The sequence below is a fragment of the Pseudomonas sp. FP2300 genome (genome assembly GCF_030687595.1).
In the GTDB taxonomy this organism is placed as follows: Bacteria; Pseudomonadota; Gammaproteobacteria; order Pseudomonadales; family Pseudomonadaceae; genus Aquipseudomonas; species Aquipseudomonas bijieensis.
This window is the reverse complement of record NZ_CP117440.1, coordinates 4,370,114-4,386,962: the sequence shown is the minus strand read 5'-3', so window position 1 is coordinate 4,386,962 and position 16,849 is coordinate 4,370,114. Positions and strand designations below refer to the sequence as shown.

14 protein-coding genes are annotated in these 16,849 nt (G+C 63.1%); 10 read left to right on the top strand and 4 right to left on the bottom strand.

Going from position 1 to position 16,849, the window contains the following annotated elements; genetic code table 11:
• Position 1 precedes the first annotated feature (1 nt).
• The 7 genes from PSH86_RS19235 to PSH86_RS19205 all read left to right on the top strand — a co-directional run bounded on the left by PSH86_RS19235 (position 2) and on the right by PSH86_RS19205 (position 8,677).
• Entirely contained in the window at positions 2–1,846 is a 1,845-nt protein-coding gene (locus tag PSH86_RS19235; RefSeq protein WP_305484351.1) for an ABC transporter ATP-binding protein, read from the top strand.
• The gene (locus PSH86_RS19230) at positions 1,843–2,151 is read left to right on the top strand and encodes a (2Fe-2S)-binding protein (RefSeq protein WP_109755489.1); all 309 of its coding nucleotides are present in this window, start codon (positions 1,843–1,845) and stop codon (positions 2,149–2,151) included. The genes PSH86_RS19235 and PSH86_RS19230 overlap by 4 nt, the downstream gene beginning before the upstream one ends.
• Positions 2,133–3,524 (top strand): NAD(P)/FAD-dependent oxidoreductase, encoded by a 1,392-nt coding sequence (locus PSH86_RS19225; protein ID WP_116832810.1) that lies wholly within the window; start codon positions 2,133–2,135, stop codon positions 3,522–3,524. The genes PSH86_RS19230 and PSH86_RS19225 overlap by 19 nt, the downstream gene beginning before the upstream one ends.
• Entirely contained in the window at positions 3,521–4,675 is a 1,155-nt protein-coding gene (locus PSH86_RS19220; RefSeq protein WP_109755487.1) for an FAD-binding oxidoreductase, read from the top strand. The genes PSH86_RS19225 and PSH86_RS19220 overlap by 4 nt, the downstream gene beginning before the upstream one ends.
• On the top strand, positions 4,672–5,829 hold the full coding sequence (gene argE, locus PSH86_RS19215; RefSeq protein ID WP_212801129.1) for an acetylornithine deacetylase: 1,158 nt from the start codon (positions 4,672–4,674) through the stop codon (positions 5,827–5,829). Before PSH86_RS19220 ends, argE begins: the two co-directional genes overlap by 4 nt.
• 270 nt (positions 5,830–6,099) lie before the next feature.
• Complete coding sequence (locus PSH86_RS19210) at positions 6,100–7,557, top strand: NAD-dependent succinate-semialdehyde dehydrogenase (protein ID WP_116832807.1); 1,458 nt, start codon at positions 6,100–6,102, stop codon at positions 7,555–7,557.
• Between the two features lie 40 nt (positions 7,558–7,597).
• Positions 7,598–8,677 carry a tartrate dehydrogenase gene (locus PSH86_RS19205; RefSeq protein WP_305484347.1) on the top strand — a complete coding sequence of 360 codons (1,080 nt, stop codon included), beginning with the start codon at positions 7,598–7,600 and terminating at the stop codon, positions 8,675–8,677.
• Between the two features lie 556 nt (positions 8,678–9,233).
• Here PSH86_RS19205 and PSH86_RS19200 read toward each other — a convergent pair.
• The 3 genes from PSH86_RS19200 to PSH86_RS19190 all read right to left on the bottom strand — a co-directional run bounded on the left by PSH86_RS19200 (position 9,234) and on the right by PSH86_RS19190 (position 11,995).
• Positions 9,234–9,941, bottom strand: coding sequence for a cupin domain-containing protein (locus tag PSH86_RS19200; protein WP_109755481.1), 708 nt, complete (start codon positions 9,939–9,941; stop codon positions 9,234–9,236).
• 44 nt (positions 9,942–9,985) lie between these two features.
• Positions 9,986–10,843 carry a GNAT family N-acetyltransferase gene (locus PSH86_RS19195; protein WP_305484345.1) on the bottom strand — a complete coding sequence of 286 codons (858 nt, stop codon included), beginning with the start codon at positions 10,841–10,843 and terminating at the stop codon, positions 9,986–9,988.
• Positions 10,844–11,068: 225 nt separating this feature from the next.
• A complete protein-coding gene (locus PSH86_RS19190) occupies positions 11,069–11,995 on the bottom strand; it encodes a glyoxylate/hydroxypyruvate reductase A (RefSeq protein WP_305484343.1) in 927 nt (308 codons plus the stop codon).
• Positions 11,996–12,282: 287 nt separating this feature from the next.
• Here PSH86_RS19190 and gabT point away from each other — a divergent pair, with 287 nt between their 5' ends.
• The 3 genes from gabT to PSH86_RS19175 all read left to right on the top strand — a co-directional run bounded on the left by gabT (position 12,283) and on the right by PSH86_RS19175 (position 14,850).
• Positions 12,283–13,575, top strand: coding sequence for a 4-aminobutyrate--2-oxoglutarate transaminase (gene gabT / locus PSH86_RS19185; protein WP_305484341.1), 1,293 nt, complete (start codon positions 12,283–12,285; stop codon positions 13,573–13,575).
• Between the two features lie 84 nt (positions 13,576–13,659).
• Positions 13,660–14,316 (top strand): 2-haloalkanoic acid dehalogenase, encoded by a 657-nt coding sequence (locus tag PSH86_RS19180; RefSeq protein ID WP_176689494.1) that lies wholly within the window; start codon positions 13,660–13,662, stop codon positions 14,314–14,316.
• Positions 14,317–14,361: 45 nt separating this feature from the next.
• Entirely contained in the window at positions 14,362–14,850 is a 489-nt protein-coding gene (locus PSH86_RS19175; protein ID WP_003203167.1) for an Lrp/AsnC family transcriptional regulator, read from the top strand.
• Between the two features lie 605 nt (positions 14,851–15,455).
• On the opposite strand, the gene PSH86_RS19170 is transcribed toward PSH86_RS19175, so the two are convergent.
• A complete protein-coding gene (locus PSH86_RS19170; protein ID WP_109753374.1) occupies positions 15,456–16,409 on the bottom strand; it encodes an alpha/beta fold hydrolase in 954 nt (317 codons plus the stop codon).
• Positions 16,410–16,849 lie beyond the last annotated feature (440 nt).

Below are 16,849 nucleotides of genomic sequence, written 5' to 3'. Positions count from 1 at the left end.
GATGAGCGAATTGATCCGAGTCGAGAACCTGCGCGTGGTCGCCTGTGGCGAGCGCAGCGAGGTGGATATCGTCAAGGGCGTGAGTTTCTCCCTGGAGAAAGGTGAAGTGCTGGCGCTGATTGGCGAGTCCGGCTCCGGCAAGACCACCATCGCCCTGGCGCTGCTTGGTTATGCCCGGCGCGGTTGTCGCCTGGCCGGTGGCGTGGTGCAGATTGGCGAACACGACATGCTGGCGTTGAGCGAAGGCGAGCTGCAAGGCCTGCGTGGCAACCGGGTGTCGTACATCGCCCAGAGCGCGGCGGCGGCGTTCAATCCGGCCAAGAGGCTTATCGACCAAGTGGTGGAAGGTGCGCTGATCCACGGCCTGGGCAATCGGGCGACGCTCGAAGCCAAGGCCATCGAACTGTTTCGCGACCTGGCGCTGCCAAACCCCGAGCGCATCGGCCGGCGCTATCCCCATCAAGTCTCCGGTGGACAGTTGCAGCGGGTGATGGCGGCCATGGCGCTGATCAGCGATCCGCTGCTGGTGGTGCTCGATGAGCCGACCACGGCCCTCGATGTGACCACCCAGATCGACGTGCTGCGGGCCTTCAAGCGTGTGGTGCGCGAGCGGGGTGCGACGGCGGTCTACGTCTCCCACGACCTGGCCGTCGTGGCACAGATGGCCGACCAGATCGTGGTACTCAACGGCGGGCAGATCTTCGAACACAGCGCCACTGCGCCGCTGCTCAAGGGCCCGGCCCATGCCTACACCCGCAGCCTGTTGGCGGCGGCGCGGCCGGACACGACGATTCGTCCGCCTTGCGGTGTGGCCGAAGACACGCCGCTGCTGACCATCCAGGGTTTGACCGCCGGCTACGGCAACAAGGATCAGCACGGCATGCCGGCGATCCGGGTGCTGGAAGGCATCGACCTGACCGTGCGCAGGGGCCAGGCCATCGGTGTGATCGGCGAATCGGGTTCAGGCAAATCGACCCTGGCGCGGGTGGTGGCGGGGCTGTTGAGCCCGGCCCTTGGCGGGCTGACCTTCGATGGCCAGCCACTGGGGGGCAGCCTGTCCGAACGCACGGACGAACAGTTCCGGCGTATCCAGATGGTGTTCCAGAACGCCGACACCGCGCTGAACCCGATGCACAGCATCAGCACCATCCTGAGCCGGCCGCTGAAGATGTATTTCGGCCTCAAGGGTGCGGCGCTGCGCGAGCGTATCGGCGAGTTGCTCGACCTGGTGCGTCTGCCACGGGAGCTGGCCGAGCGCCGCCCGAGCGAGCTCTCCGGCGGACAGAAGCAACGGGTCAACTTGGCCCGGGCGCTGGCGGCCAAACCGGATCTGATTCTCTGCGATGAAGTGACCTCGGCGCTGGATACCGTGGTCGGCGCGGCGATCCTTGAACTGCTGCGCGACCTGCGCCAGCAACTGGGGGTGTCCTACCTGTTCATCAGCCACGACATCTCCACGGTGCGGGCGCTGTGCGACGACATCGTGGTGATGTACAGCGGCCACAAGGTCCAGGCGGGCCCCCGGCAATCGTTCGCCCAGGCGCCGTTCCATCCCTACACCGACCTGCTGATCCATTCGGTGCCGGAGCTGCGCCAGGGCTGGTTGGAAACCTGTGGCGCCACGACCTGCGGCACGCTGCCGCCGTTGGGGGCGCGAGCCGAGGTGCCTGATCTGTGCACCTTTCTCAATCGCTGCCCGATGCGGGTCGACGGCCTGTGCAACCACACTGCGCCGCCTCGGCGGATCATCGATGGCGGCAGCGAGGTGCTTTGTCATCACGACAGTGCCGAGCTGCTCAAGTGCCAACAGGATTCAAACAGCATGATCGTGGGAGCCTACGCATGAATGCGCGTTTCGTGAGGTTGGCCGAACAGGGCCGGCCCATCGTCAAATTGAAAGTCGATGGCGTCCCCATCGAGGCGTTGCAGGGCGACACGCTGATGGTCGCGTTGCTGACCCATGGCCCGGCGTTGCGCCAGTCGGAATTCGATCCGGGTAGCCGCGCTGGCTTCTGCCTGATGGGCGCCTGCCAGGATTGCTGGGTCTGGACTCGCAGCGGCGAACGCCTGCGGGCCTGCTCCAATGAAGTACGCGAAGGGCTGGACATCATCACTCAACAACCGGAGGCGATATGGCCACTGCGCGGCTGAACACCCATCGAGTCGTCATCGTCGGCGCCGGACCGGCCGGCGTCCGGTGTGCCCAGACCTTGGTGGCGGCGGGCTTCAAACCGATCCTGATCGACGAAAATCGTCGCGATGGCGGGCAGATCTACCGGCGTCAACCTGAAGGGTTCACCCGCAGCTACACGACGTTGTACGGCACCGAGGCGGACAAGGCCCGGGACCTGCACGAAAGCTTCGACCGCCTGCGCCCGCAGATCGACTACCGTCCCGACACCCTGGCGTGGAACCTGACGCCCGGGCAGTTGTGCTGTGTCAGCCAGGGGCTGCACACAACGGTGGACTATGACGCGCTGATCCTTTGCACGGGTGCCACCGACCGCCTCATGCCCATCGAAGGCTGGCAACTGGGCGGCACCTACAGCCTCGGCGGGGCGCAGATTGCACTCAAGGCCCAGGCGGTTTCCATCGGCCACCGCGTGGTGTTCATGGGCAGCGGGCCGTTGCTGTACCTCGTTGCCAGTCAATACGTCAAAGCCGGGGCGACTGTTGCCGCGGTGCTGGACACCTCGCCCCTGGGCTTGCGGATCAAAGCCTTGCCCAAACTCATGGCGCGCCCGGGACTGCTGTTTACCGGCATGAAGCTGTTGGCCCAGCTGTATCGGGCGAAGATCCCGGTGCACCTGGGCATTTCGCCGCTGCAAGTGCTTGGTGAGGCAGTCACCGGTGTCAGTGGCGTACGAGTACGCACCGCGAACGGGGAAACCTTGACGGTGGCGTGCGACGCGGTGGCGCTGGGTTATCACTTGCGGCCGGAAACCCAACTGGCTGACCTGGCAGGCTGTCGCATGCGTTTCGACGAGGCCTCAGGGCAATGGTGGTTGGAGGTGGACGAAGAGGGCCGGACCTCGGTCAGCGGTGTCTACGCCGCCGGCGATGGTTCGAAGATCCGTGGCGCCGATGCCGCCGAGCATGCCGGGCGCCTGGTTGCCCTGGCGTTGTTGCGCGATCTGCAACTGCCGGTGGACGCCGCACAGGTCGCCGAGCAGCGCCAGGCGCTCAAAGTCATGGATGACTTTCGCCTCGGCCTGGCCCAGGCATTTCCCTGGCCCGCCGCGCAAGCCAAGGCCTTGCCGGACGAGGCCATCGTCTGCCGTTGCGAAATGATCAGCGCCGGCGAGTTGCGTCGCACGGTCAGCGAAAAGGGCGCCTGTGAAGTCAATCGGGCCAAGGCTTTCAGCCGGGTCGGCATGGGCCGTTGCCAGGGGCGCTATTGCTCCCAGGCCGGTGCCGAAGTGATTGCCGCGGCAGCGGGTGTCCCTGTGCAGGAGGTGGGACGCCAGCGCGGTCAGGCACCGGTCAAACCGCTTTCGATGCTCACTCGGGAGGTGGCGCCATGACGCTGAATAAAGCCGACGTAGTAATTGTCGGGGGTGGCTTGATGGGCTCGGCGGCGGCGTTTTTTCTGCGGCAGCGCGGGCAGTCGGTGATCCTGCTGGAGCGTGACCAGATCGGTCAGTACGCCAGCGGCGTGAATTTCGGCAACGTGCGGCGCCAGGGGCGGTTCCTCGGGCAACTGGAACTGGCGAACCGTTCCTGGGCGCTGTGGAAACGCCTGCCGGAGCTGATCGACGACGATCTGGAGTTCATCGCCAGCGGGCATATGCGCGTGTGCTATCGCGAGGATGAAATCCCCGAGCTCGAAGCTTATGCGGCGGCACCGGAGGCGGCGCAGCTGGACTTGCAGATCTATCGCGGCAGCGAGCTGCATGCGCGTTTTCCGTTTCTCGGCAAGGACGTCAAGGGCGGCTCCTATGCACCCCACGACGGTCACGCCAACCCGCGCCTGGCGGCCCCGGCGTTTGCCCGGGCGGCCCGACGCCTCGGTGCGCGCATCGAGGAGCGGACTGAGGTGGCGGAGGTGCAGAAGGTCGGTGATGGATTCAGCATCAGCACCACCGACGGTCGCCAGTTCAGCGCCGGCCAACTGTTGATTACCGCAGGCGCCTGGGGCCAGAAGCTTTCGGCTCAGTTCGGCGAGCCGGTGCCCCTGGAGACCAACGGCCCACAAATGGCCGTCACCGAACCGGTGCCTTATGCCTTGCCGACGGTGATCGGGGTGTACACCAAGATTCCCGAAGAGGTGATCTATTTCCGCCAGATCCCCCGGGGCAATATCGTCATCGGCGGTGGCTATCGCAGCAAGCCGGACATGCTCAACCGCCGGGCCTATGTCGAGCCGCGCAGCATCCTCAATCAACTGGACCAGATGCGCCGGTTGCTGCCGGGTGTCGGCAATCTCAACATCATTCGCGTGTGGAGCGGCATCGAAGGCTACCTGCCCGATTCCCTGCCGGTAATGGGCCCCAGTGGCAACGTCGACGGTTTGTACTATGCCTTCGGTTTCTGTGGTCATGGCTTCCAGCTCGGCCCGGGCGTCGGCGATGTCATGGCTGAACTGATCAGCACCGGCAGCACTCGAACTTCCATCGAGCCGTTCTCCATCCGCCGGTTCGCCCTTTCCGCCGAGCAACGGAGCAAGGCCTCATGAAACCCCGCGTGCTAGCCATTTTCGAACGCCTGCTGGCGTTTGAAACGGTCTCCTCAGAATCGAACCTGGCCCTGATCGAATACGTGCGCGAGCTGTTGCTGGGCAAGGGCATCGAGTCGCTGATCGTCAAGGATGAAAGCGGCAAGAAGGCCAACCTGTTCGCTAGCACCGGCCCGCGTGAATTGCCTGGGATCCTGCTGTCCGGGCACACCGACGTGGTGCCCGCGGCAGGGCAGGCCTGGACCATCCCGGCGTTCCAGGCGACCGTGCGGGACGGGCGGGTCTATGGGCGTGGCAGTTGCGACATGAAGGGTTTCATCGCACTGGCCATCGACGCCATGCTCGATGCCGCCGACCATCCCTTGAACCGGCCACTGCAACTGGCGCTCTCCCACGACGAGGAGATCGGTTGCGTCGGTGTGCGTCGCTTGCTCGACGTGCTGCACCTGGCGCCGGTGCGGCCGTTTCTGTGCGTGATCGGCGAGCCGACCAACATGCAGTTCGTGCTTGGCCACAAGGGCAAGGGGTCCTATCGCACTTACTGTCGTGGCCTGGAGGCGCATTCGTCATTGGCGCCGCGCTCGGTCAATGCGATTCACGTGGCCTGCGATTTCATCGCCGCGCTGCGCCAGAGCCAACAGCAATTGCAGGCGCAGGGCGCCCAGGACGCGGATTACGACGTGCCCTACAGCACCGTGCATGTCGGGCAGATCGTCGGCGGCAAGGCACTGAACATCGTGCCGAACCTGTGCACCCTGGATTTCGAAGTGCGCAACTTGCCGGCCGATAACCTGGACTTGTTCCTGGAACAACTGCGTGAGCAGGCCGAAGCGATCGTGCGTGAAGCCAAGAAACTCTCCAGCGTCGCGGACATCGAGATCGAAACCCTGAACGTCTACCCGGGTCTCGACACCCATCCGAGCGTCGAGGCGGTGCGCTTCCTGAAAAACTTCGCCGCCCCCGACACCGGCACTGCCAAGGTTTCTTTCGGCACCGAAGGCGGCCTGTTCAAGCAGCGCCTGGATGTACCCGTGGTGGTCTGCGGCCCGGGCTCCATCGAACAGGCGCACAAGCCCGACGAGTTCATCGAAATCAGCCAGATGGAGGCGGGGGAGCGGTTTTTGGACGGGTTGCTGGGTTCCTTGAAAATCTAAGCCATACACAGAACAAAATGTGGGAGTACGCCTGTGGGAGCAAAGCTTGCTCGCGATGAACGATGACACGGTCTTGATCAATGTCGCCTGATGCACCGCAATCGCGAGCAAGCTTTGCTCCCACAGGGTTTGGTGTTTAGCCTGGGGCCTCGGTAGAGCCTGCCGTCCCACCTCGAAACTTCAGCATCCAACACTGCCCAAACCCCGCTTTCAGCATCCTGCCCCGTGGCATCTCCTTAGACTGGAATCACCTCGGAACAGGACGCGACCATGCTCAAGAATCAATTGAAAGACCCCAGCCTGTTGGCAGAACTCGCTTACGTCGACGGTCAGTGGATCGGCGCCGACAATGCGGCCACCCTGGATGTCATCGACCCGGCGACCGGTGAAGTGCTGGCCCGGGTACCGGCCATGCAAGGCGTGGAAACCCGCCGCGCCATCGAGGCCGCCGAGCGTGCCTGGCCGGCCTGGCGCGCGCGTCCGGCGGCTGAGCGTGCGGTGCTGCTGGAGCGTTGGTACCAGGCCATGATCGACAACCTCGACGACCTGGCGCTGATCATGACTCGGGAACAGGGCAAGCCGCTGAGCGAAGCCAAAGGCGAGATCCGCTATGGAGCCGGCTTCGCCAAATGGTTTGCCGAAGAAGCCCGCCGGGTTTATGGCGAAACCATTCCGGCGCCCAGTGGTGACCGTCGCTTGCTCACGCTCAAGCAACCGGTGGGCGTCTGCGCCGCGATCACCCCGTGGAATTTCCCCAATGCAATGATCACTCGCAAATGCGCACCCGCCCTGGCGGCGGGTTGCCCGGTCATTGTCAAACCCTCCGACCTGACGCCTTTGTCAGCCTTGGCCTTGGCCGTTCTGGCTGAGCGGGTCGGGATTCCGGCCGGGGTGTTCAACGTTGTCACCGGCCTGCCGGCCGGCATCGGCGAAGAACTGACCGGCAACCCGACGGTGCGCAAGATTTCCTTTACCGGTTCCACCGCAGTCGGGCGGCTGCTGATGCGCCAGAGCGCCGAACACATCAAGCGCCTGAGCCTGGAACTGGGCGGCAACGCACCGTTCATCGTGTTCGACGACGCTGACCTGGAGCAGGCGGTGGCCGGAATCATGCTCAGCAAGTTCCGCAACGCCGGCCAGACCTGCGTCTGCGCCAACCGCATCCTGGTGCAGGACGGCATCTACGAGCGCTTCGCCGCGCGGCTGGTGGAAGAGGTGGGCAAGCTCAAGGTCGGCAATGGTCTGGAGGCTGACGTGACGATCGGCCCGCTGATCAACCCGGCCGCCGTGAGCAAAGTCGCCCGGCACATCGACGATGCGTTGAGCCAGGGCGCGCGCCTGCTCTGTGGCGGTGTCCCCGAGGGCGACAGCCAGTTCGTCCAGCCCACGGTGCTGGGTGAGGCCCACGCCGGGATGTTGCTGGCCAACGAAGAAACCTTCGGCCCGGTCGCGCCGCTGATGCGCTTTACTACCGAGGAGCAGGCCCTGGCCCTGGCCAATGCCACGCCGTATGGCCTGGGCGCTTATTACTTCACCCAGGACCTGCGTCGTTCATGGCGCTTCGGCGAGGCGCTGGAATTCGGCATGGTCGGGCTCAACACCGGGCTGATCTCCATGGAAGTCGCCCCGTTCGGCGGTATCAAACAGTCGGGCCTGGGACGCGAGGGCAGCAAATACGGCCTGGACGAGTACCTTGAAGTCAAAGCCTTCCATATCGGTGGGCTGTGATGCGGCCAGCGTTTGAACAGACATTAGGGAGCCATGATTGATGAGCAAACCATTTCGCATCGCCGCCATCGCCGGCGACGGTATCGGCAAGGAAGTTCTGCCGGAAGGGCTGCGAGTCCTGGAGCAGGCCGCGAAAAAGTGGCAGTTGTCGCTGGACATCGAAGTGCTCGATTGGGCCCACTGCGATTACTACCTGGAGCACGGGCAAATGATGCCCGCCGACTGGTTCGAACAGCTCAAGGGCTTCGACGCGATCTACTTCGGTGCCGTGGGCTGGCCGGACAAGGTGCCGGATCACATCTCCCTGTGGGGCTCGTTGCTCAAGTTTCGTCGTGACTTCGACCAATACGTGAACATTCGTCCGGTGCGCCTGTTCCCGGGTGTGCCGTGTCCGTTGGCCGGGCGCGAAGCGGGGGACATCGACTTCATGGTGATCCGTGAGAACACCGAGGGCGAATATTCGTCGGTCGGCGGCAAGATGTTCGAAGGCACCGAACATGAGTTCGTGCTGCAGGAGTCGGTGTTCACCCGGCGCGGGGTCGACCGGATCCTCAAGTTCGCCTTCGACCTGGCCCAGACTCGACCGCGCAAACGCCTGACGGCGGCGACCAAGTCCAACGGCATCTCCATCAGCATGCCGTATTGGGACGAGCGCACGGCGTTGATGGCCGCGCAGTACCCGGATGTGCAGTGGGACAAGCAACACATCGACATCCTCTGCGCGCGCTTCGTGTTGCAGCCGGATCGTTTCGATGTGGTGGTGGCGTCGAACCTGTTCGGCGACATCCTCTCCGACCTGGGCCCGGCCTGCGCCGGCACCATCGGCATCGCCCCATCGGCCAACCTCGATCCGTTGCGGCGCTTCCCGTCGCTGTTCGAACCGGTGCATGGTTCGGCCCCGGATATCTATGGGCAGAACATCGCCAACCCGATCGCGATGATCTGGTCCGGTGCGTTGATGCTGGACTTTCTGGGTAACGGCGATGAGCGTTATCGCGCGGCCCATGACGGGATTCTCAAGGCCATCGAGCGGGTGATTGCCCAAGGGCCTATCACCCCCGACCTGGGTGGGCAGGGCTCGACCCAGGATGTTGGCCAGGCTATCGCCGACGCGCTCTGAGATTTAGCCAGGCACGGACGCCTGCCTCACCTGTGACCCCCTTTGCCCGCTCACACTGCGGGCTTTTTTTGGCCGCCAGCTTCCCATCCACCCCAACTCCCCTGTGGGAGCGAGCCTGCTCGCGATAGCGTTGGGTCTGCTTGCGATGTTGTTGGATGTGCCGCCGTCATCGCGAGCAAGCCCGCTCCCACATTTGATCTGGGACGCCCTTCGGTTTTGCGGCTGGCGCAGGTCCCCTGTGGGAGCGAGCTTGCTCGCGATAGCGTTGGGTCTGCTTGCGATGGTGTTGGATGTGCCGCCGTCTTCGCGAGCAGGCTCGCTCCCACATTTGATCTGGGACGCCCTTCGATTTTGCGGCTGGCGCAGGTCCCCTGTGGGAGCGAGCCTGCTCGCGATAGCGGTGGATCAGCTTGCGATGATGTTGGATGTGCCGCCGTCATCGCGAGCAGGCTCGCTCCCACATTTGATCTGGGACGCCCTTCGGTTTTGCGGCTGGCGCAGGTCCCCTGTGGGAGCGAGCCTGCTCGCGATAGCGGTGTGACTGTCGTACGCCGGATTATTTGACGACGTAAACCTTGCGTACATAGACGCTGCTCTTCCAGGCACACGGCGCATTCAGGGGCACGAACACCGTATCGCCAGTGTTGACCGTCAGGTTGCTGCCATCGGCGGCTTGCAGGGTGACACTGCCTTCGAGCAGGTGCATCAGTTCATGCAGTTTGTGCGGTCGTGACCGGCGGGTGTAGGGCGTCGAGTCCCAGATGCCGATGCGCAGGTTGCTAGCCTCTTCGACAAACAGATTGTGGGAACGACATTGCGGTGGCGGGCTCAGCAGGATCTCGTCGTCGGGTGGCGCAGAGGGTGAGAGCAGGGTGTGGGCGGGGAGCGCCGTGAGCCCGGGATGAGGTTCTTCGACCAGTTGGGTGTCGGCGCAGAAGGCCCAGAGCGACCCGGGCTGCGCTTCGACCTTAAGCGCCGTCCCTCGACCGATCACCGCGCTTTCACCCGGCGTGAGCTGCAGCGTCTGCCCCTGACTGCTCAGGATTACCGCGCCGGCATGCACCACGATTGTCTCACTGAAGGGGTATTCATCGACGCTGAACCGTCCACTCGCGCGGACCACGCCGGCTGCCATGCCATCCGCCCCGGCATAGGCAATGAGTCGGTCGAATGGATCCTTGGCTGCCAGTGAGCCCGGCGTGAATGGGGTGGAAGCTAGGCTGCCATCGGCGTGTGCCAACAGCACTGGGGTGGGTTCGAGCATGAAGATGATTCTCCAGGGAAGCGTTGAAGGAAATAGGGTTCGTTTCAGCCAATGGCCTGGGTCACCGGCGCAAATTGTCGAACCGCACCGGTAGTCTGCGGGGGCGTGCCCCGTGCCATTTGGGCGACGGTGTCGACCTGCTTGAGCCCGACCTCTTCCAGCCAAGGGGCCAGGCCACTGTTTGAGGGAATGTCGATGCGAACGAATGCGTCCGGCACTTCGGCCAGCAGCACGGCGATCAAGTGCTGGGCCTGTTCCAGGTTCTGGGCGATGACCGGGCCAATGCAGCGGCCACGGCCGAAGGGGCGCAGCAGGGCGAAGGCGCACAGGTGACCGTCGCGCTCGATACCCACTGAATGTTCAACGACGTCGAACAGGTCATTGAGTACGGCGGTCCGCTCCAGCCCGCTCCCGGCATTGGCCAGTTCGATCAACTCGGCGCGGTCGGCTTCGCCCAGCACGCGGCAACGTTCACCGACGGCCAGTTCCTGCGGGGCCGGCACTTGCGCGTGCCCTTGATGCTGCTGGATATGCCCAAAATCAACGAACCCCTGGCTGGCATACAGCGGGGCCCCGGCCAGCGTCGCGTTGAGAATGGCGGTGCGCGATCCGCAGGCCTCGATGGCCAGTTCCATCAGTTTGCGACCGATGCCCTGGCCCTGGTACTCGTCGTCGACGATCACCAGGCCAATGGTGGCGTAGTTCCCCTGGGCGCAGGTGAACGCCGTTCCGATCAAACGGCCCTGGTCTTCCACGACAAACCCCTGGGCGACTCGCTGCAACATCGCCCAGTCTTCCAGGCGATGGGGCCATTTCAACTGCACGGACAAGGCATGGGCCGCAGGCACGTCGGTGGCGGTCATGGCGCGATAGAAGTAAGTAGGGCGTTGCGAAATGGACATGGCAGATCACCATAAAATAAGGGACGAAATCGGGTGGATTTGTGCGCTGAAAGTCTGTGTATCTCACCTGCAACCGGGCCTGGCAAGCGTGGCAAATCGATTCGGTATCTTCCGTAAGCAACGGCTCTGCCGGCCACATTTCTTGCTCAAATCAGACGTTTGGCCAGCAGTAAATACCGGCGCGGTTTTTCGCCGTTCAGATCGAAACCAACGGCCACCGAGGGCTCAATAGCTGCGCTCACGGTCAACCAACCCAAGCATCGATTCGCCTCGTTGATGCCGGCGAATATTCTCCAGCAACACGCCAAATGCGCTCTCGGGTTGGGTCATCGCCGCGATGTGCGGTGTCAGCAGGATTTGCGGATGTTGCCAGAACGGATGCTCCGCTGGCGCCGGTTCCTGCTCCAGTACATCGAGCACCGCCGCGCTGAGTTGGCCCTCGGCCAGCGCTTCCAACAGATCCGCTTCCACCAGATGCCCACCCCGGCCCATGTTGACCAGGGCCGCACCCTTGGGCAGTTGCTGGAACAGCTGGCGGTCGAGGATCCCTCGGGTCTGCTCGGTCAACGGCAGGACGCACAGGACAATGTCGCACTGGCCGAGAAAGGCCGGCAATTGCTCGTCGCCGGCAAAGCACGCGACCCCATCGAGGCGATGCTCGCTGCGGGCCCAACCCGACAAGGCAAAGCCAAAGGTCTTCAAGGTGGCGAGTATCTGTCGCGCCTGTAAACCCAGGCCCATGACGCCCACCCGGCGCTGGTGCGCGGGCACCAGGCGATGTGCCTGCCAGCAGCGTTCGGCCTGTTGCTGGCGATAGCGCAACATGTCCCGGTGCAGGCTGAGCACGGCGAAACTGGCGTACTCGCACATGCCCTGGCTGATGCCCGGGTCGAGCAGGCGCACCACCGGCAGCGTTGTTGGCAAGCGACCGAGGTCGAGCTGATCGACACCGGCTGACAGGGCGAACAGCACCTGCAGATTCGGCAACAGCGTTTCGAGCTCGTCCGGGGCCTGCCAGGCTGCCAGGTACTGGATATCCCGCGGGTCGCCAATGTCTGGCCAGGCACGCCATTCGATGTCCGGCGCGTGTTCGGCGAACAGGCGCCGCCAGTGTTCGCCGCGTACCGGGTCAGCTTTATAGAGCAGGGCCATGGGTCACTTCTCGCCTGAAATCAAGGAGCTCCTAGCATGCCTCAACGCCAGAGCAGGATCTGTCGAAAGGGCTTGCGTAGCAGCATCAGGCTGCGTTGCAAGGCGCCTCCTGCGGCAGATTCCATGGGAGTGGAATGCCTCTGGAGGATTCTGCTGTTTGCCGGGGTGTAAACAGTCGATCCGGATTTCTCAGCGGCCAAGTTCGGCTTAGACAATCGCGTCGAACCCTTAACCTGTGAACACACCGCAACCGCTTCCTGGGGGCGAGGCTCACGATGGGAAATGCCATGAACAGTAAAGTCGAAGAAACTCCAAGTCTGCTCCGTCAGCGTGATCGATTCGTGCCACGTGGCCTGGTCACCGCTCACCCGTTGGTCATCGACAGGGCCCAGGGCTCGGAGTTGTGGGATGTGGACGGCAAGCGCTACCTGGACTTCGTCGGCGGCATCGGTGTGTTGAACATCGGCCACAATCATCCCAAGGTCGTCGCTGCGGTGCAGGCCCAGTTGCAGAAAGTCTCCCATGCCTGCTTCCAGGTGGTGGCCTACAAGCCTTACCTGGACTTGGCCCAGCGCCTGTGCGAGATGATCGGCGGCCAGGAGCACTACAAAGCAGCCTTTTTCACCTCCGGCGCCGAGGCGGTGGAAAATGCCGTGAAGATCGCCCGTGCCCACACCAACCGCTCGGCGGTGATCGCCTTTCGCGGTGGCTTCCATGGCCGGACCTTGCTCGGCACCACGCTGACCGGCATGAGCCAACCGTATAAACAGAATTTCGGTCCGTTCGCGCCGGAGGTCTTCCACACCCCGTACCCGAATGCCTATCGCGGTGTCACCAGCGCGATGGCGTTGCAGGCGCTGGACGAGCTGTTGGCCACCCAAGTGGCGCCCGAGCGGGTCGCGGCGATCATCATCGAGCCGGTGCAGGGCGATGGCGGTTTCCTGGCAGCACCCGCCGAATTTTTGCAGGGCCTGCGCGCATTGACGCAAAAGCATGGCATTGTGTTGATTCTCGATGAAATCCAGACCGGTTTCGGCCGCACCGGCAAATGGTTCGGTTTCCAGCACGCGGGCATTCAGCCGGACCTGGTCACGGTCGCCAAGAGCCTGGCCGGTGGCTTGCCGCTGTCGGGTGTGGTCGGCAAGGCCGAGGTCATGGACGCACCGCTGCCCGGTGGCCTGGGCGGCACCTACGGTGGTAACGCGCTGTCGTGCGCGGCGGCGTTGGCGGTGATCGAGGCATACGAGCAAGAGCAACTGCTGGCCCGTGGCGAAGTTCTGGGTGAGCGTCTGCGCCAGGGCCTGTTGCGCCTGCAAGCGCGCTACCCGCAGATTGGCGATGTGCGCGGCAGCGGTTTCATGTTGGCGATCGAATTGGTCAAGCATGACGAGGCACGCACCCCGGACGCCGACCTGAACCAACGCCTGATCGACGAAGCCCGCGCCGGTGGCTTGCTGGTCATCAAGTGCGGGGTGTACCGCAACGTCTTGCGCTTCCTGGCACCGTTGGTCACCAGCGAAGCACAGATCGACGAAGCGTTGCAGATTCTCGACGCCGCACTGGCCCGGGTCGTGGGCTGAAACGCCTGGCATGGGCGTTTGCCAAGGCAAGCGCCCATGCCACTAATGGAGCGCGAGTGATGGACATCATCGGAGGCTTTACCCATGAGGCTGACTGAATATCGAGCGTTGTTGATCGACTGCGATGAGGTTCTGGTGGATCGCGACGCTGGCGTCTGGACGGCCTTGCAGCCGCTATTGGAAAACCATGTCGACTCACCGGACAAGACCCGGGTTCTGGCCGAGTTCGACGAGGTGCTGCGGGCCCTGTATCCGCGCTTCGGCGAGCTGGGCTTCAGTGGGTTGCTGTGTTTCGCTCACCGCCAGTTGGCTGAACGCTGGAAGCTCAAGGTCAGTTGGGAGGAGGGCATGAGCTTTGCTCGTTCGGCCGCCGGCTGGACGCTGTTCGAGGATGCGCCAGGGGCGATGCTCTACCTGCGCAAGTTCTATCGCCTGCTGGTGCAGGGGGATCGTGATGCCGAGGACCGGGGTGCCCTGTGCGAGCGCCTGGGCATCGAGCCGGATGATTTCATTTCCCTGGCGAGCGACCCGTTGCAGGATCGCGATTGGTTGCTGGCCAACGATCTGGATGCCGAAGCTATCCTACAGATAACCCGTCCTGGCGCCCGTCCACGGGAGGTCGGGGCGGTTTGCCTGATCTGCCGAAGCAGCGAAAACCCGTCCACGCCCTGTGCGGCGGACTATTGCATCAACAGCATGGCTGATCTGGTGGCTCAGCATCAGCTGTCCTTACGACGCTGATTTTGTTAGAAGATTGTCTTACGAACGGCAGGCAAGAGGTATGCGATGGAAGGTTTAGCGAAACTGGACCGGATCGACATCAGCATTTTGGTAGAGCTTCAAAAAGACGGTCGCATGACCAACGTCAGCCTGGCCGATGCCGTGGGCTTGTCCGCCAGCCCATGCCTGCAACGGGTCAAACGGCTGGAGTCGTTGGGGTACATCTCCAGCTACAAGGCCCATCTGAACCTGGCCAAGATCACCGACTCGGTGACGGTCTTCACCGAAGTCACCCTGAGCGACCACAAGCGCGAGGACTTCGCCAAGTTCGAATCCAACATCCGCCTGGTGGATGAAGTACTCGAATGCCACCTGATCAGCGGCGGCTACGACTACCTGGTGCGGTTCATGACCCGCAGCATCCAGGACTATCAGGACGTGATGGAAAGCCTGTTGGACAAGAACATCGGCATCTCCAAGTACTTCAGCTACATCGTCATCAAGTCACCGGTGCGCAAGGACGAGATTCCGTTGCGCAAGTTGTTGCGGCATTGAAGCCGAGACCTATCCAGGAACAACTGTGGGAGCAAGTTCGCTCCCACACCTGATCTCTGGTGTACGCAACCCCTGTGTCCACCGCCAACCCTTGTGGGAGCGAGCTTGCTCGCGATGGTGGTGGATCAGAGCCATAAATGCTGGCTGACATTCCGCTATCGCGAGCAGGCTCGCTCCCACTTGATCTCTGGTGTACGCAACCCCTGTGTCCACCGCCAACCCTTGTGGGAGCGAGCCTGCTCGCGATGGCGGCGGATCAGAAACATGGATGCTGGCTGACACTCCGCTATCGCGAGCAGGCTCGCTCCCACACTTGATCTCTGGTGTACGCAACCCCTATGTCCACCGCCAACCCTTGTGGGAGCGAGCTTGCTCGCGACGGTGGTGGATCAGAGCCATAAATGCTGGCTGACATTCCGCTATCGCGAGCAGGCTCGCTCCCACACTTGATCTCTGGTGTACGCAACCCCTGTGTCCACCGCCAACCCTTGTGGGAGCGGGCTTGCTCGCGATGGCGGCGGATCAGAAACATGGATGCTGGCTGACACTCCGTTATCGCGAGCAGGTTCGCTCCCACAGGGGATGCCTGGTGGCGGGGGCTTGCTTTATTCCTGGAGGAACTTCAGCAGATCCTGGTTGAGACGGTCCTTGTGCGTCTCGGTCAAGCCATGCGGCGCGCCAGGGTAGACGATCAGTCGAGCGCCCTTGATCAGCGCAGCCGAGGCCCGACCCGAAGCATCGATGGGCACGATCTGGTCGTCATCGCCATGAATCACCAGGGTTGGCACGTCGAACTTCTTCAAATCACCGCGAAAGTCGGTAGCCGAGAATGCCGCGATCGAGTCATAGGTATTCTTGCTGCCACCTTGCATACCCTGCACCCAGAACGACTGGATCAGCCCTTGGGATGGCTTGGCACCCTTGCGGTTGTAGCCGTAGAACGGACCTGAGGCGATGTCCAGGTACAGCTGCGAACGGTTCTCCAGGGACGCCTTGCGCAGGCCATCGAACACCTCGATAGGCAAGCCGCCGGGGTTGCTTTGCGTCTTGAGCATCAACGGTGGGACAGAAGAGACCAGGACGGCTTTCTTCACTCGGGCGGTACCGTGCCGGCCGATGTAACGTGCCACTTCACCGCCTCCCGTGGAGAAGCCCACCAGCGTGACGTCCTTCAGGTCCAGGGCTTCAATCACCGCCGCCAGGTCGTCGGCGTAGTGATCCATGTCGTTGCCTTCCCAAGGCTGGCTGGAGCGCCCGTGACCGCGACGGTCATGGGCTACCACGCGATAACCCTTCGAGGCGAGGAACATCATCTGGCCTTCCCAGCTGTCGGAGTCCAGCGGCCAGCCGTGGCTGAAGGTCACGACCTGGCCATCGCGCGGGCCCCAGTCCTTGTAGTACAGCTGGACGCCATCCTTGGTGGTGATGTAGCTGGCGGACTGGACCACGCTGCCGACAGCAGATGCGCTGGCAGGGGCCTGGACAGGCGACGCGGCCTCGGCGCTGAGGGTGGCCAATGCCAGGGTCGCGACAGCGAGGGTGCGGTTGAATGTGTTCATCGTTTCTCTCTCCATAAGGTCGGTTTGATCTGCGGCGATCGTCGTCGATCGCGTTGGTGGGCAGATTAGAGAGAGAGGACGAGGACGAGAACGGCGCGGGTATCGATAGCAACTATCAGAAAATTCGAATAGCTGCGTTTCGCTTCGGTTGCGGTGAACCAGCCGTCAACCCAAAGAAGGCATCGGCCCCAGCGAGTGCAAGACCCACATGACCGCCGCCACCGCTGCCAGCACTGCGACCACAATGCTGATCAGTACCCATTTCAGGATTTTCCGCCCTTTCGACGGCTGGGACCTTGGCGCATGTGCCTCTACCGTGTAGTGAATTTCCCCGGCGCATCGCGGGCAAGCAGCGGTGTCGTAAGGGAGGAGAGAGCCGCATTGATCACAGTTTGTCATGTCGTCACTTCGAGGCTCAAAGGAGGGGTAGCCCTGTATGG

What these genes read in the sequence shown, in the direction of transcription:
- PSH86_RS19235 (WP_305484351.1), top strand. Translation starts at nt 2, where the DNA reads ATGAGCGAATTGATCCGAGTCGAGAACCTGCGCGTGGTCGCCTGTGGC.
- PSH86_RS19230 (WP_109755489.1), top strand. Translation starts at nt 1,843, where the DNA reads ATGAATGCGCGTTTCGTGAGGTTGGCCGAACAGGGCCGGCCCATCGTC.
- PSH86_RS19225 (WP_116832810.1), top strand. Translation starts at nt 2,133, where the DNA reads ATGGCCACTGCGCGGCTGAACACCCATCGAGTCGTCATCGTCGGCGCC.
- PSH86_RS19220 (WP_109755487.1), top strand. Translation starts at nt 3,521, where the DNA reads ATGACGCTGAATAAAGCCGACGTAGTAATTGTCGGGGGTGGCTTGATG.
- argE (WP_212801129.1), top strand. Translation starts at nt 4,672, where the DNA reads ATGAAACCCCGCGTGCTAGCCATTTTCGAACGCCTGCTGGCGTTTGAA.
- PSH86_RS19210 (WP_116832807.1), top strand. Translation starts at nt 6,100, where the DNA reads ATGCTCAAGAATCAATTGAAAGACCCCAGCCTGTTGGCAGAACTCGCT.
- PSH86_RS19205 (WP_305484347.1), top strand. Translation starts at nt 7,598, where the DNA reads ATGAGCAAACCATTTCGCATCGCCGCCATCGCCGGCGACGGTATCGGC.
- PSH86_RS19200 (WP_109755481.1), bottom strand. Translation starts at nt 9,941, where the DNA reads ATGCTCGAACCCACCCCAGTGCTGTTGGCACACGCCGATGGCAGCCTA.
- PSH86_RS19195 (WP_305484345.1), bottom strand. Translation starts at nt 10,843, where the DNA reads ATGTCCATTTCGCAACGCCCTACTTACTTCTATCGCGCCATGACCGCC.
- PSH86_RS19190 (WP_305484343.1), bottom strand. Translation starts at nt 11,995, where the DNA reads ATGGCCCTGCTCTATAAAGCTGACCCGGTACGCGGCGAACACTGGCGG.
- gabT (WP_305484341.1), top strand. Translation starts at nt 12,283, where the DNA reads ATGAACAGTAAAGTCGAAGAAACTCCAAGTCTGCTCCGTCAGCGTGAT.
- PSH86_RS19180 (WP_176689494.1), top strand. Translation starts at nt 13,660, where the DNA reads ATGAGGCTGACTGAATATCGAGCGTTGTTGATCGACTGCGATGAGGTT.
- PSH86_RS19175 (WP_003203167.1), top strand. Translation starts at nt 14,362, where the DNA reads ATGGAAGGTTTAGCGAAACTGGACCGGATCGACATCAGCATTTTGGTA.
- PSH86_RS19170 (WP_109753374.1), bottom strand. Translation starts at nt 16,409, where the DNA reads ATGAACACATTCAACCGCACCCTCGCTGTCGCGACCCTGGCATTGGCC.